At 63.4% G+C, this 15,486-nt stretch carries 9 protein-coding genes; 4 read left to right on the top strand and 5 right to left on the bottom strand.

Features of this window, described 5'->3' with window-relative positions:
- Window positions 1-128: 128 nt before the first annotated feature.
- Together U8330_RS19280 and U8330_RS19275 are read left to right on the top strand one after the other, a co-directional pair.
- A complete protein-coding gene (locus tag U8330_RS19280) occupies window positions 129-4,916 on the top strand; it encodes an NAD-glutamate dehydrogenase (RefSeq protein ID WP_323106871.1) in 4,788 nt (1,595 codons plus the stop codon).
- Between the two features lie 42 nt (window positions 4,917-4,958).
- The gene (locus U8330_RS19275; protein WP_323106870.1) at window positions 4,959-6,296 is read left to right on the top strand and encodes an MFS transporter; all 1,338 of its coding nucleotides are present in this window, start codon (window positions 4,959-4,961) and stop codon (window positions 6,294-6,296) included.
- Window positions 6,297-6,323: 27 nt separating this feature from the next.
- Here the strand turns inward: U8330_RS19275 and purH are convergent, their stop codons facing one another.
- The 4 genes from purH to htpX form a co-directional block, all read right to left on the bottom strand.
- A complete protein-coding gene (purH, locus tag U8330_RS19270) occupies window positions 6,324-7,934 on the bottom strand; it encodes a bifunctional phosphoribosylaminoimidazolecarboxamide formyltransferase/IMP cyclohydrolase (RefSeq protein WP_323106869.1) in 1,611 nt (536 codons plus the stop codon).
- Window positions 7,935-8,041: 107 nt separating this feature from the next.
- Window positions 8,042-9,724, bottom strand: coding sequence for a heparinase II/III family protein (locus U8330_RS19265; RefSeq protein WP_323106868.1), 1,683 nt, complete (start codon window positions 9,722-9,724; stop codon window positions 8,042-8,044).
- A gap of 134 nt (window positions 9,725-9,858) precedes the next feature.
- Window positions 9,859-11,238, bottom strand: coding sequence for an RsmB/NOP family class I SAM-dependent RNA methyltransferase (locus U8330_RS19260; protein ID WP_323106867.1), 1,380 nt, complete (start codon window positions 11,236-11,238; stop codon window positions 9,859-9,861).
- A complete protein-coding gene (gene htpX / locus U8330_RS19255) occupies window positions 11,239-12,204 on the bottom strand; it encodes a zinc metalloprotease HtpX (RefSeq protein WP_323106866.1) in 966 nt (321 codons plus the stop codon). It abuts the gene before it with no gap.
- A 137-nt stretch (window positions 12,205-12,341) separates the two neighbouring features.
- On the opposite strand from htpX, the gene U8330_RS19250 reads away from it, so the two are divergent.
- Window positions 12,342-12,542 carry a DUF1674 domain-containing protein gene (locus U8330_RS19250; RefSeq protein ID WP_323106865.1) on the top strand — a complete coding sequence of 67 codons (201 nt, stop codon included), beginning with the start codon at window positions 12,342-12,344 and terminating at the stop codon, window positions 12,540-12,542.
- Window positions 12,543-12,584: 42 nt separating this feature from the next.
- On the opposite strand, the gene acs is transcribed toward U8330_RS19250, so the two are convergent.
- Complete coding sequence (gene acs / locus U8330_RS19245) at window positions 12,585-14,540, bottom strand: acetate--CoA ligase (RefSeq protein WP_323106864.1); 1,956 nt, start codon at window positions 14,538-14,540, stop codon at window positions 12,585-12,587.
- Between the two features lie 220 nt (window positions 14,541-14,760).
- On the opposite strand from acs, the gene U8330_RS19240 reads away from it, so the two are divergent.
- Window positions 14,761-15,468 carry a DUF1013 domain-containing protein gene (locus U8330_RS19240; RefSeq protein ID WP_323106863.1) on the top strand — a complete coding sequence of 236 codons (708 nt, stop codon included), beginning with the start codon at window positions 14,761-14,763 and terminating at the stop codon, window positions 15,466-15,468.
- Window positions 15,469-15,486: the final 18 nt, after the last annotated feature.

Raw genomic sequence — 15,486 nt, 5'->3', positions numbered from 1 at the left:
TCTCCCGCATCCGTCAACCATTCCGGCGTCGTGACGCGCCGCAGTCATCATCCTAGTCAGGAAGAGTGGTCGCGAATTCACAGCACTCTGCTAGGGTCCGGCGAATCAAAGTCGATGGAGGACGACGCATGGTGGCGAAGCATCATCCGAAGCGGGAACGGCTGATCGAGCAGGTGACACGGGAGGCAGCATCGCTGGCGGGGACACCGCTTTCGCCGATGAGCCTGCTGGCCTATGCCAGCCAGGACGATCTCGAGCTCTACAATCCTACCATGCTTGCCCATGCCGCCATTCATGCGGGGAGAGAGCTGACGGCGTGGACAGGTGAGGGGCCGCGCATCACCATCACCCGCATTCCGGACATCGCACCCGGCGGAGAGCCGGTCTCGGTGCTGACCGTGACCGACCGCAACATGCCGTTTCTCTATGATTCCGTGATGGGCGAAGTAACGAGCCGCCACCGCGACCTGACGCTGGCCGTGCATCCGATCCTGGTCGTGGAAAAGGGCAGGGCGCCCATCCTGTTTGATCCCGACGCAGCCAGCGACCCGTCTGATCGCGTCAGCCATATCCACATCCATCTGGCCGAATTGACCGACGCGGAGGCAGAGGATCTCAAAGCCCGGCTGGAGGCTGTGCTTGCACAGGTGCATCAGGCTGTCGGCGACTGGGAGCCGATGAAGGCCCTGCTCGACGAGGCCATGGTGAACCTGGAAAACCATGCGCCCCGAAGGCGCCAGAGCGACCGCGACGAGGCGCTCGACTTCCTGAAATGGCTGCGCTCGGACAACTTCACCTTTCTCGGCATGCGCGATTATGGTTATTCCGGCGAAGGAGAGACCGCCGTGGTCGATCGCGGCACGGGGAAGGGCCTCGGCATCCTTTCCGACCCGAATGTCCGGGTGCTGCGCCAGGGCAATGACGAGGTGGTCACCACGCCGGAGATCCTTGCCTTCCTGCAGGGGCCGGACTTTCTGATCGTCACCAAGGCCAATGCGAAATCGGTGGTTCACCGGCGTGCCTATCTCGATTATGTCGGGGTCAAGCGCTTCAACGAGGCAGGGCAGGTGATCGGGGAGCTGCGCATCGTCGGTCTCTTCACCTCGACCGCCTACACCATGCCGGCCGCTGAAATCCCGCTGTTGCGGCTCAAGGTTCGGCGCATCATCGAGCATTTCGGCTTCGACCCGCGCGGTCATTCGGGCCGCATGTTGCTCAATACGCTCGAAGCCTATCCGCGCGACGATCTCTTCCAGATCGACGGCGGTCTCCTCGAAAGCTTCTGCGAGCAGATCAACGAACTGGCAGACCGCCCCCGCGTGCGCGTGCTGCCCCGCATCGACCGGTTCGACCGTTTCGTGTCGCTGCTCGTCTATGTTCCCCGCGAGCAATATGACTCCGACGTGCGCGAGAAGATCGGGCTTTATCTCAAGGACGCCTATGGCGGTCGGCTGTCGGCCTATTATCCGAGTTTCCCGGCGGGCAGTCTGGCCCGCGTGCATTTCATCATCGGCCGCACCGGCGGCAAGACGCCACAGATTCCGCAGGCGGTGCTGGAGCGCCAGGTGCGCGAGATCGTCACCGGCTGGAGTGATCGCTTCGCCCTCCTGGCGCGCGACCAGGATGTGACCCTGGCGGCCGGGCAGGCCTACCAGGCGGCCTTCACGCCGGCGGAGGCCTTCGAAGACCTTGAGGATATGGCAGCGGTCACGCCGGACGATCCGATCCGCATCGCCTTCTACACACGGCCGAGCGAGCCGGAGAACCGGCTGAAGCTGAAGATCTTCCATGCCGGCAACGCGGTGGCTCTTTCCGAACGGGTCCCGCTACTCGAAAATCTCGGCTTCCATGTCGTGAGCGAGCAGACCCACGAGCTCAATGTCGGCGATGCGGCAGGGCAGCGGGACGTCGTCCTGCATGATATGGAACTCATGCATCGCGACGGACAGCGGCTGGACCTGAGGAAGACGGGACCGCTTCTGGAAGAGGCCTTCCTCGCCGCCTGGACGGGGAGGGTGGAAAACGACGCCTTCAACCGCCTGATCCTGCTTTCGGGCATGAGCGCGCGGGAGGTGACGGTGCTGCGCGCCTATGCCCGCTACCTCCGGCAGGCCGGCATTACCTATTCCCAAGGGCTGATCGCCGACACGTTCAACAAATATCCTGCAATCTCGGCTTCGATCTTCCAGCTTTTCCTGGCGCGCATGGATCCGGTGCTCGAGGACAAGCCGCGGAACCGTCGGCTTGCCCAGCTGCAGGCCGGTCTCGACGAGGCACTGAACAGCGTTCCGAGTCTTGATGAGGACAGGATCCTGCGGCGCTGCATGAATGCTGTACAGGCAACGCTGCGGACCAATTATTTCCAGCGGGATCAGCAAGGGCTGCCGCCCGCCATGCTGGCCTTCAAGTTCGATCCGAAACTGATCGACGGCCTGCCCGAGCCGCGGCCGTTCCGCGAAATCTTCGTTTACGGCGTCGAGGTGGAAGGCGTGCATCTGCGCTTCGGCAAAGTGGCGCGGGGAGGCCTCCGCTGGTCGGACCGGGCGCAGGATTACCGGACGGAGGTGCTGGGGCTCGTCAAGGCGCAGCAGGTCAAGAATGCGGTCATCGTGCCCGTGGGCGCCAAAGGCGGCTTTTTCCCCAAGCTGCTGCCGGCCGGCGGCACGCGCGAGGAAATCTTCCGGGTGGGGACAGAGGCCTACAAGACCTATATCCGCACGCTCCTCTCCATCACCGACAACATTGTTGGCCAGGAGGTTGTCCCGCCTGCCGATACGCTGCGGCTCGATGGAGACGATCCCTACTTCGTCGTCGCCGCCGACAAGGGCACTGCGACCTTCTCCGACACGGCCAACGGGTTGGCACAGGATGCCGGCTTCTGGCTGGACGATGCCTTCGCGTCCGGCGGCTCCGCCGGTTATGATCACAAGAAGATGGGCATTACCGCCCGTGGCGCCTGGGAAACGGTCAAACGCCACTTCCGCGAGCTCGACCGCGACATCCAGACGAGCCCGGTCACCGTGGTCGGCGTCGGTGACATGTCGGGAGACGTTTTCGGCAACGGCATGTTGCTGTCACGCGAAATCCGCCTCATGGCAGCCTTCGACCACCGCGACATCTTCATCGACCCCGACCCGGATGCCGCCTTATCCTTTGCAGAACGGCAGCGTTTGTTCGCCCTGCCACGCTCGAGCTGGCAGGACTATGACCGCGCGCGTCTCTCCACGGGCGGGATGGTCATTGCCCGCAGCGAAAAATCAGTCGTCCTGACCACGCAGGCCGCCGCAGCCATCGGCCTCGACAAGACCGAGGCGACGCCGTTCGAAATCATGACAGCGATCCTCAAGGCCAAGGTCGACCTTCTCTGGTTCGGCGGCATCGGCACCTATGTGCGCGCCGCCAGCGAAACCGATGCGGAGGTGGGCGACCGCGCCAATGATGCGATCCGCATCACGGCCGAGGAGGTCGGCGCGAAGGTGATCGGTGAGGGGGCCAATCTCGGCGTCACGCAGCGCGGCCGCATCGCCTATGGCCTTGCAGGCGGGCGCTGCAATTCGGATGCCATCGACAATTCCGCCGGCGTCAATTCCTCCGACGTGGAGGTCAACATCAAGATCGCCCTGGCCTCGGCCCTGCGCGACGGACGCCTGACGCGGGAAAAGCGCAACACGCTGCTTGCCTCGATGACCGACGAGGTGGCGGCATTGGTGCTGGCCAACAACTATCGCCAATCGCTCGCCATTTCGCTCACCGAGATGCAGGGCCTCGCCAACCGCACCTCTCTTGCCCGGTTGATGACGCGGCTGGAAGCGGAAGGGCGGCTGAACCGCAGGGTCGAGGTGCTGCCGGGCGACACGGCATTGAGCGAACGCTACCAGGCCGGCAAGCCGCTGACCCGGGCCGAAATCGGCGTGCTTCTCTCCTATGCCAAGATCGTTCTCTTCGACGCGCTGGTGGAAAGCGATCTGCCGGATGATCCCTATTTCCACGAGACGCTGGTCGGTTATTTCCCGAAGAAGATGCAGAAGGCCCATGCCGCAGACATCGACGGACACCGGCTGCGCCGGGAGATCATCGCGACACTGCTTGCCAATGACGTGATCAACCGCGGGGGACCGGCTTTCGTCTCGACCATGATCGACCAGACCGGCTTCCTGCCGGCCGATGTGGTGAAGGCGGCGATCCTGACGCGGGACGGCTACGACCTGCGCCGGATCTATGCCGAGATCGATGCGCTCGACACCCGGTTGCCGGGCCTGGTGCAGAACGAACTCTATCAGGAAGTCGGCCGGATCTTCTCGATCGTCACCGAACGAACGCTGCGCACCCGCGCTGCGGCCGGTCCGCTTCAGGGCGCTGTAGAAACCCTCCACTCAGCGCTGGAGAAGCTGAAATCCGCCGCCCATGGCGCGATCCCGGAGGAGGCTGCGGCGGAAACGGCGGCCCGCGCGCAGGCGCTGATGGACAAGGGCGTGCCCGAGCCGCTGGCCCGCGAGATCGCCAGCCTGTTCCTCATCACGCTGGTGCCGGAGATCATGCAAGTTTCGGCGGCAACCGGAACCTCGCTTCCCCGCACGGCGGAAAGCTATTTTGCGGTGACCGAAGGACTGAAGGTCGGCAAGCTTTTGGCCGCGGCCGAGCGCGTCATGCCGACCGATACCTACGAAGCCATGGCTCTCGCCCGCAGCAGCAGCGATATCGGCAATGCGCGGCGCGCCATCACCATCGCCGCGCTGACCGATCGGAAGAGCGAGAAGAACCCCGTGGAAGCCTGGCAGCAGACCGATCTCGAACGGTTCAACCGCGTTCGCGACCAGCTGGTGCAGATGACGGAGAAAGGGGAGGTGACGCTTGCCAAGATCACCGTGGCAGCCGGGCTGCTGAACGACCTCGCGCAGACGCGAAGCGGCCTGTAAGACAGGGCGGCAACACAGCGCATGTGAACGAGGACGACGGGGATGAACGGCGAGAGGGGCGAAGAGCGGGGAGCGAAGGCGGGCCGTGCCGGGATCTGGGGCTGGATGCTCTTCGATCTCGCGGCGCAGCCCTTCTTTACCGTCGTCATCACCTTCATCTTCGGTCCCTATTTCGTCTCCGGCCTGACAGGCGATCCGGCGCTGGGCCAGGCTGCCTGGGGCTACACGCTGACGGTGTCCGGCCTGATCATCGCCGTCCTCTCGCCGGTGCTTGGTGCCCTTGCCGATGCCACGGGCCCGCGAAAGCCCTTCATTGCCGGCTTCGCGATCGTGAAGATCCTGGCCCTGCTCGCGCTTTATCTCGCAACGCCCGGCTCGCCGGTCCTGCTTGCCGCGCTCTGCATCATCCTTGCGTCCGTTGCGGCCGAGTTTTCCATTGTCTTCAACGATTCCATGATGCCACGGCTGGTTCCCCCCGAAGAGACCGGCCGCATCTCGAACATGGCTTGGGGCATCGGCTATCTGGGCGGCATGGTGGTGTTGATCGGCGTGGTAACGCTTCTGGATACGGACAGCTTTGCCGCTGCGCGGCTGACGGGACCGATTGCAGCCGGCTGGTATGCGCTCTTCATCCTGCCGATGTTTCTCTTCACGCCCGATGCACCGCGCACCGGCCATGCCCGAGGCGCGGCCGTACGAGCAGGCCTGCAGGACTTGAAGAGTGCGATCCTCAGCCTGAAGGAACGACGTGGCATTCTCCGATTCCTCGTCGCCCGCATGATCTTTCAAGACGGCGTGAACGGCTTGCTGGCGCTCGGCGGCACGTTTGCGGCCGGCATGTTTGCCTGGCAGACGAAGGAACTCGGCATCTACGGCATCATTCTGAACGTCGTGGCCATCGGCGGGTGCCTGGCTGCAAGCCGGCTCGACCGGGCGCTCGGCTCCAAGGCGATCGTGGTTCTGTCGCTTGTCTGCCTGATCGTCGCGACCATCGGCATCATTTCCACCGGCCCGGGATTTACTTTGTTCGGACTTGTTCCGCTCTCGACGGACGACAGCGGGGGTCTCTTCGGCACCGCGGCTGAGAAAGCCTATGTCCTTTTCGGGCTCCTGGTCGGCATCGCCTTCGGCCCTGTCCAGGCCTCGGCGCGGTCCTATCTGGCACGCAGCGTGACCGTAGGAGAGGCAGGGCGCTATTTTGGGCTCTACGCCCTCTCCGGCCGTGCGACCTCGTTCCTCGCACCGGCCAGCGTCGCCTCGCTGACGCTGGCAACCGGATCCGCCCGCATCGGCATGACGGCGCTGATCGTGTTTCTCGCCGTCGGTCTTCTGGTCCTGCTTGCAACACCCTATCCCGCCAACAAGCCGGTTCGCGGCTGAAGGCGGGATTGAAGCCATTCGCGGGCGTTAGTGGCGGAAGTGGCGCATGCCGGTGAAGACCATGGCGATGCCCGCTTCGTCGGCCGCGGCAATCACCTCGTCATCGCGCATCGAGCCGCCGGGCTGAATGACGGCAGTGGCACCGGCCGCAACCGCCGAAAGAAGCCCATCGGCAAAGGGCAGGAAAGCTTCCGAGGCGACCGCCGAGCCGATGGTCAACGGCTTTTCGAGACCCATGGCCCGGGCGGCATCTTCGGCCTTGATGGCGGCGATGCGCACGGAATCGACCCGGCTCATCTGGCCCGCGCCAATCCCGACTGTCTGTCCATCCTTCGCGTACACGACGGCGTTCGACTTGACGTGTTTGGCGACACGGAAGGCGAACTTCATGTCTTCGAGCTCTGTCGCAGTCGGCGCGCGCTTGGTCACGACCTTGAGATCAAGATCGTCGACCATGCCGTTGTCCCGGGTCTGAACGAGCAGGCCGCCAGCGACCGTCTTCGCTGTGAGGCCAGGAATGCGCGGGTCCGGCAGCCCGCCCGTGACGAGCAGGCGCAGATTGGCCTTGCGCGCGATGACGGCCCTGGCCGCTTCGCTGACAGCCGGTGCGATGATGACCTCGGTAAACAGCTTGACGATCTCTTCCGCCGTTTCGCCGTCGAGTTCCTGATTAAGCGCAATGATCCCGCCGAAGGCCGAGGTGGAATCGCAGCCCAGCGCCCGCCGATAAGCCTCGATCAGGCTGGCACCGGTGGCAACGCCGCAGGGGTTGGCGTGTTTGATGATGGCGCAGGCAGGGCCCTTCTCGGCCGGAAACTCGGCAACCAGCTCGAAGGCCGCATCGGTGTCGTTGATGTTGTTGTAGGAGAGCTGCTTTCCCTGCAGCAGTGTGGCCGTGGCGACGCCGGGCCGGTTCTCGCCGGTGACGTAGAAACCCGCCTTCTGGTGCGGGTTTTCGCCGTAGCGCATCTCTTCCTTCAGCACGCCGCCGATCGTGCGGTGCTGTGGCATCGGCGTGTCGAGCACCTCCGCAAACCAGCCGGAAATGGCGGTGTCATAGGCCGCGGTCCGCGCATAGGCCTTGGCCGCCATCTGCTTGCGGAAGGCAAGCGACGTTGCCCCCTGGTCAAGTTCCTCGATGAGCCGCGGATAGTCCCGCGCATCGGTCACGATCGTCACATAGGCATGGTTCTTGGCCGCCGCCCGAATCATGGCCGGGCCACCGATGTCGATGTTCTCGACCGTGGTCGCATAGTCGCCGCCCTTGGCCCGAACCTCCTCGAAAGGGTAGAGGTTGATGATCGCCAGGTCGATGCCGGCAATGCCATGGGCCTGCATGGCGGCCACGTGGTCGGCATCATCGCGAATGGCGAGCAGGCCGCCGTGAACGCCGGGGTGCAGCGTCTTCACCCGGCCATCCATGACCTCGGGAAACCCTGTCAGGTCCGAAACGTCGCGCACCGGCAGACCGGCCTCCGATAGCGCCTTGTGCGTGCCGCCGGTCGATACGAGCGCGATACCGCGCTGCGAAAGCGCGCGCGCCAGCTCGACGATGCCGGTCTTGTCCGACACGGAGAGAAGCGCGGTCTTGACGGTCACGCGATCAGGGGCAGGGATGTGCTTAGAGGCGACGGCCATGGGGAAGCTCCAGGCTGGGCAGGGCGACAGGCGGGAAGAAGGCGCCGCTGCAGGACGGACATGGCGCTGCCGTTAACACAGCTGGCCCGGTGAAGGAACAGCCAAGCCTAAACCTTGCGGGAAAGCAGCCACTGGATTTCGGCCGTGCTGCCGGCCGTGAAGGGCACCGCGAGCAGGCTCGACTGGCGAAGGCCCGATGCATCCGCGAAGAAGATATCCTCCTCGATCAGAATCTCGCCGTCGCGGCAGGTAAACAGCCAGCTGTCGCCATCCGGCGCGACCAGCCAGACCTCGTGTGGCCCCTGGCGCCGATAGGCGATGGCCGGGTGGAGATGGAAGCGGGCAACCGCCTCGGTGGTGTCGGCCGGATCAGGATCACTGCGATCGGCCCGCATCACACGGTCTCGTCCGCGCAGAACGGTGCCGGCAGGGTTGAGGCTGAGATCGCGCTCGTGCAGCAGGCCGAAGGCTTTGAGATAACCATCGTGATTGGCGACGACGCAGTCGCCCGAGGCGTTGCCTTCGCGCGTCACCTCGACGCGGGTCAGACCGCCGGTCATGATCGGTCCGAGAAAGCGGGATTCGGAGAGCCGGGCCGAGGACCGGTCTCCTATGGTGACCGTGGAATGCGCCGCCGTCAGGCGCGCCATCTGCCGGTAGCGCTCGCCGGCAAACCGGGGCGCACCGGCATTGACGATGAACCGGTGTCGACCGGAAGAGAGCTCGAAGGAGAGGCAGCCTGCATGGGCTGTGCGCGACAGGGCGGGAGAGAGCGGCGGGCCGGTATCGATCATCACCGCAACATCCTGGACCGAGAGGCGCTGGTAGTGGCTGTCCGGCAGAGCCTTGAAAGGCGCGCCGGCCGTCTCGTCGTAGCGCAGCACGGTCATCAGTTCGTTGGCCTGGCAGGAGGTCGATCCGTTGAACAGCGCCAGCTCGCCGCCCTGATGGCGGAAGAAGCGAAGGGCCGGATACATGCGGTCGATGCAGGGTATCAGCCGCGACGGCACATCATGGCCAAGATTGACATAGGTCTGGCGCAGCGGCAGGAGATCCAGGAGAAGATCGAGCGCCACACGGGGATTGCGCGAGACATGGCCGCCATCGGGCAGGATCTGGCGATCGAGCTCGAGATCGAGATGGCGCGCCGCCTTGCGGATCGACGAGGGAGAGGCGGGCATGGAGAGCGACGCGAAGGCCAGCGCGACACGGACGCGCAACCGCGCCTCGCCCTCCGGCGCAAGCGGCGCCAGCTGCTTGAGATAGCGCACATGAAAGGCGAGGCTTTTCAGATAGCGCCGGTAAAGGCCGTGATCGGCGGTCTTGAGGATGACCGGGGAGTGGGAAAGCCAGGCAATCAGCCGCTGTGCGGCGACCTCCGGTTCCCAGGCGATGCCCTTCACATAGCGGCCATGGGATGCGATCCAGCCATTGACGAGATATTTCAGCGTCAGCAGATCCTCTTCGCGCTTCAACGCGCGCATGTGCCGTACCCAGCCGAAGCCGTGAAGACGGAGCGCAAAATCCCGCGAAGGAAGATCGATCTCGAAGGGCGATTCGCCGTGAGTGTCGAGCACGCGACCCGAAAGCGGAAACCGGCCGTCGACGATTTCCTGGGCGATGAAGGGATCAATCTGTCGAAGATCCGTCGGTGCCACGATCAGTCGATCCGGCGCACTGCCGGAAAAGCGGAGCACGGATTTGCGGCCAAGCGCCCAGCGGCTGGAGGCACGTCGCCATGCCTCCTGCGCGTAGAGTGAAAACAATCGCCGACGCTCAAATACTGGCATTGTCTGTTTTGAAAACCTGTCCCGCCCCCCGAACGCCTGTCCGAAGCCCGACGACGATTATGGCACGTTAAGCCTGAGCTAACCATAAGAGATGATGGAGAAAGTACCCTTTGCCCGCTTTCGCGCAAGGGGTTTCAGGCAGGGCGGCGCAGGACGGCGGCGTAGAAACCATCCAGTCCACCGGCAAAACCGTCCGTTGCCGGCAGCATGGCCGGAGTGGTGCGGATCTCGCCCTTCGCCGTCACAGCGTCAGTCAGACCGGGGAAACGTGTGGAATCCACGGGGACGCGGTGGCAAAGACCGGCTGCAACGAGACGGTCCACCATCTCCTCGCCCTCCATCGGATCCAGCGAGCAGTTGGAGAAAACGACGAGCCCGCCTGGCTTGACGACCGTGAGCGCGTGGCGAAGCAGGCGCTCCTGCAGGCCGGCCAGCTTTTCTATATCGGCGGGCCCCTTGGTATAGGGAACGTCTGGATGGCGGCGGATCGTGCCGGTCGAGGAGCAGGGCGCGTCGAGCAAGGCTGCATCGAACAGCCGGTCAGGCGTGAACTCCGCCATGTTGATTTCGACCGTTTTTGCCGCGAAGCCAAGGCGCTCCAGATTGCCGCGCAGGCGGCGCATACGGTTTGGCGATTGATCGAGCGCGGTCACATCCGCCCCGGCTGCAATCAATTGGGCCGTCTTGCCGCCCGGAGCTGCACAAAGATCGACGACACGATGACCGGCAAGCGGACCAAAAAGCTGGGCAGGCAGAGAAGCCGCTGCATCCTGGACCCACCATTCTCCATCCTCGAAACCGGGGAGGGACGAGACTTGGCCTTCAAAGGCAGGAAGACGAACCGATCCTGTTGGAAGGACAGTTCCGCCCAGGCGCTCGGCCCAGACGGAAGGATCCCCTTTGACCGTGAGGTCGATCGCGCTCGGTTGCAGCTGCGCCTCACTTATTCGTTTCGCATGCGAATCGCCGTAAATGTCCGTCAGGCGCGCGTAGAACCATGCCGGGACTGCAGGAACCGAAGCGGCAACGGCGGGGAGCAAATCCTGCTTCTCCCGAGAAAGGCGGCGGAGAATGGCATTGGTCAGGCTGGCAAAACGGCGGCTTCGCGGATCGGCCTGCGCCTGCTCGACAGCAAGATCCACGGCAGAATGATCGGGGACGTCGAGATAGACGATCTGCGCAGCGGCGACGATCAGCGTATGCTGCAGTGCGCGGGCACCTTCCGGTAGCGGAGTGGAGACCAGGCCTGCCAGCATCGTTTCGATATGCGGCAAGTTGCGAAGGGAGGCATGAAGGATTGCTTTGACCAGACCGCGGTCCGCATCTGGGAGAGCACGGAATGCAGGATTGCCGCTGACAGGATCGAGCAGTCCGTCGAGCGAGACATGTTTGTCGAGGACGGCGCCAAGAAGCTTTCCGGCTGTCTGCCGCGCTTCCAACCCAGGCTTAGCTGCAGTCAGCGGTTTCGAAGGTTGTCGAGACCGTTTCGCGGCCGAATCGGAACGTTCTGACATTTAGGACCATGGGCCTCTTGGAGGGGTCGAGCGGCCGGGCCCCGTTGTGGGAACAGATCGACCAGTGCGCGTCGGCCTATCAGCTCGCACGGGCGAGGTCGAGCCAAAGGACGGTGTAGACGGAAATTCGCTTGCCATCTGCTGGAGCGCCGCAATCCGGTTTTCCGTCGCAGGATGGGTCGAAAACAGGTTGTCCATCCGCTGGCCGTTCAGCGGATTGATGATGAACATATGCGCGGTCGCCGGGTTCCGCTCTGCCTGCATGTTCGGGACTGCATGAGCGGCACCTGCAATCTTGTGAAGTGCGGAGGCAAGCGCAAGCGGCTTTCCGCAAATCTCCGCTCCCCGCCGATCCGCCGAATATTCGCGGGTGCGGCTGATAGCCATCTGGACCAGCATGGCCGCGAGCGGGGCGATAATGATCGCCGCCAGCGTGCCGATCACACCGAAGCCATTGTTGTTCTCCCGGTTTCCTCCGAGGAAGAATCCGAAATTGCCGATCATGGAGATCGCGCCGGCAAGGGTCGCGGTCAGGGTCATGGTCAGCGTGTCGCGGTTCTGCACATGCGCCAGCTCATGCGCCATGACGCCTGCGACTTCATCGTAGTTCAGGCTTTGGAGCAGGCCCGTCGAGGCTGCGACGGCAGAATTGTCCGGGTTGCGGCCGGTGGCAAAGGCATTCGGCTGCGGACTGTCGATCACATAGACGCGTGGCATCGGGAGACCGGCCCGTGCAGCGAGGTCGCGCACGATGCCGTAATACTCAGGAGCACTGCGTTCATCGACCTCCACAGCCCCATACATGCTCAGGACCATCCGGTCCGAGTTCCAGTAGGAAAAGAAGTTCATGCCCGCTGCGATGAGGAGAGCGACCATCATGCCGCCGCGTCCCCCGATCAGGAAGCCGACCGCCATGAACAGGGCGGTCATGAAGGCCAGCAGCATCGCGGTCCGAACGAGGTTCATGCAGCTCTCCAAAGCAAAGCCGGTTTCACGTGAATCACGGGATGCGAAGCGGGCGCTACGCGCCTATATGTCCGGCACATCCTCCTGCAAACGTGGGAAGCAGGAGCTGTTTCGTCAACTGTGGAAAGGATATCCTTATGCAGGATGATCAGGAGACCGGGGCACGGCCGATGGAGAAGGTTCTCTCGCCTGCTGCGCAGCGCGCCCTGAAGGAGGCAGAAGAGCGCCGTCGAGCCCAAGCCGAACTGGAGCTGCCGAAGGAGGTTGGTGGTCGAGGCGGCGCTGAGCCGGTCCGGTTCGGCGATTGGGAAATTGCCGGCCGCGCCATCGATTTCTAGCCGGAACGGACGCCGGCACGGCTGAGCCGCGCCGGCTTGGTCCTATGCGTGGCGTCGGTTCTGGCGGTTTTCGATCAGGTCCTCGACAACGGCAGGATCTGCCAGGGTGGAAATGTCCCCGAGAGCACCATAATCGTCTTCGGCGATTTTCCGCAGAATACGCCGCATGATCTTGCCGGACCGGGTCTTCGGCAGGCCTGGGGCGAACTGGATCTTGTCCGGCGAGGCGATCGGCCCGATCTCCTTGCGAACATGCGAGACGAGCGCCTTGCGGAGATCTTCCGATCCCTGTTGGCCAACCATCAGGGTCACGTAGCAATAGATGCCTTGCCCCTTGATGTCGTGCGGATAGCCGACAACGGCTGCTTCCGAGACGGAGTCATGGCTGACCAGGGCGGACTCGACTTCCGCGGTTCCCATCCGGTGGCCGGAGACGTTCAGCACGTCGTCCACACGGCCCGTGATCCAGTAATAGCCGTCGGCATCGCGCTTGCAGCCATCACCGGTGAAGTATTTGCCCTTATAGGTCGAGAAATAGGTCTGAACGAAGCGCTCGTGGTCGCCATAGACTGTGCGCATCTGGCCAGGCCAGCTATCGGCGATGCAGAGGTTGCCATCCGCCGCACCCTCGATCACGGTGCCCTCATTGTCGACAAGCTCTGGCTTGACGCCGAAGAACGGCTTGGTGGCTGAACCAGGCTTGAGAGCGGTCGCGCCGGGAAGGGGGGTGATCATGTGGCCACCGGTTTCCGTCTGCCACCAGGTGTCGATCACCGGACACCGCCCGTCACCGACAACATCGTAATACCACTGCCAGGCTTCCGGATTGATCGGCTCTCCCACCGTTCCCAGAATACGCAGCGATGCGCGCGAGGACCGCTTCACGAAACTGTCGCCTGCACCCATCAGGGAGCGGATCGCGGTCGGAGCGGTATAGAAGATATTCACCTGATGCTTGTCGACAATGTCCCAGAACCGGCCATGGTCCGGGAAATTCGGCACGCCTTCGAACATCAGCGTCGTCGCACCGTTCGCCAGCGGCCCGTAGACGATGTAGGAGTGGCCCGTGACCCAGCCGACATCGGCCGTGCACCAGTAGATATCGCCGGGGTGATAATCGAACACATATTCATGCGTCATTGCGGCATAGACGAGGTAGCCGCCCGTCGTGTGCAGGACGCCCTTGGGCTTGCCGGTGGAGCCGGACGTATAGAGGATGAACAGCGGATCCTCGGCAGCCATTTCGACCGGCGGGCAGGTGGCATCCACGGTGTCGACGGCCTCGTGGTGCCAGATGTCGCGACCGTCATTCCATGCGATCTTTCCGCCCGTACGACGGATGACGAGGACCGTCTCGACAGCGACATCCTGCTTGGCAGCAATTTCGACGGCCTTGTCGGTGTTCTGCTTGAGCGGGATCGACTTGCCACCGCGCACGCCTTCATCGCAGGTGATCACGAAGGTCGAACGGCAATCGACGATGCGGCCCGCCAGGGCATCGGGCGAGAAGCCGCCGAAGACGACGGAATGCACCGCGCCGATGCGGGCGCAGGCCAACATGGCGTAGGCAGCCTCCGGGATCATCGGCATGTAGATGGTGACGCGGTCGCCCTTCCTGACCCCACGCGCCAACAGCACATTGGCCATCCGGCAAACGCCGGCGTGGAGCTCGCGATAGGTAATCTTGCGATCGACAGAGGGATCGTCACCTTCGAAAATGATGGCGACCTGGTCGCCCCGTGTCTCCAAATGGCGATCGAGGCAGTTGTGCGACACGTTTGTCGTGCCGTCCTCGAACCACTTGATAGAGACATTCCCAAGGAAAGAGGTGTTCTTGACCTTGGTATAGGGTTTGAACCAATCGATGCGACGACCATGCTCGCCCCAGAATGCATCAGGGTCGCGAATGCTTGCCTCGTACCAGTCTTGGTAGGTGGCCTCGTCGATCAGCGCTTGGTCTTTGATTGCCTGTTCAATCGGATAGGTCTTGTCGGACATCCGCGTCATCCTCCCTGCGATACCCTCCCGACACGGCCCTCGTCGCGTCGTTTGCCCCCTACATATCAGCGCTGAAGAGGACGGCAATTAGACAATGGTCCGTTGCTCCATAAGAATTGCAATTCTGCGACAAAGCGCGTATGAGAGCCGCCTATTCCCGGAAATCAGTGGTATTCCACGGCCCGCGACACCGGCGCGGACGGACAGAAGGACTATATCTATGGCCCAACAGTTGCTGATGCCCAAGGCCACCGCCGTCTGGCTTGTCGACAACACGGCGCTGTCATTCGACCAGATCGCCCAGTTCTGCAAGCTGCACCCGCTTGAGGTCAAGGCGATCGCCGACGGCGAGTCCGCTCAGGGCATCAAGGGCCTCGACCCGATCGGCACCGGCCAGCTGTCGCGCGAGGAAATCGCCCGAGCCGAGGGCAATCCTGCCTACCGTTTGAAGCTTTCGGAGCCCAAGGTTCGTGTGCCTGAATCCAAGCGCAAGGGCCCGCGCTACACCCCCGTTTCCAAGCGACAGGATCGTCCGAACGCCATTCTCTGGCTGGTACGCAACCATCCCGAATTGAAGGATGCGCAGATTTCACGTCTCGTCGGCACCACCAAGTCGACGATCGAGCAGATTCGCGAGCGCACGCACTGGAACTCCGCCAACCTGACGGCGATGGATCCGGTGACGCTTGGCCTGTGCAGCCAGATCGATCTGGATCTCGAGGTCGAGCGCGCAGCAAAGGGCCGTCCGCTGCCGACCGCGGCAGAGATGGGCGCCACGCTGGAGCCAGCTCGCGAGACGGAAAAGTACGCCTTCGGCTATGACCGCGACGAGGAGAAAGAGCCGGAAATGGACGCCGACGCCGTCTTTGCCAAGCTCAAGTCGCTCAAGTCCACCACGCCGGACGACGAAGACGACGATCGCTACTAAGCGATCGCTCCGATTTTT

Source organism: Rhizobium sp. CC-YZS058, from assembly GCF_034720595.1.
Lineage (GTDB): Bacteria > Pseudomonadota > Alphaproteobacteria > Rhizobiales > Rhizobiaceae > Ferranicluibacter.
This window is presented reverse-complemented; position numbering and strand designations above follow the sequence as displayed.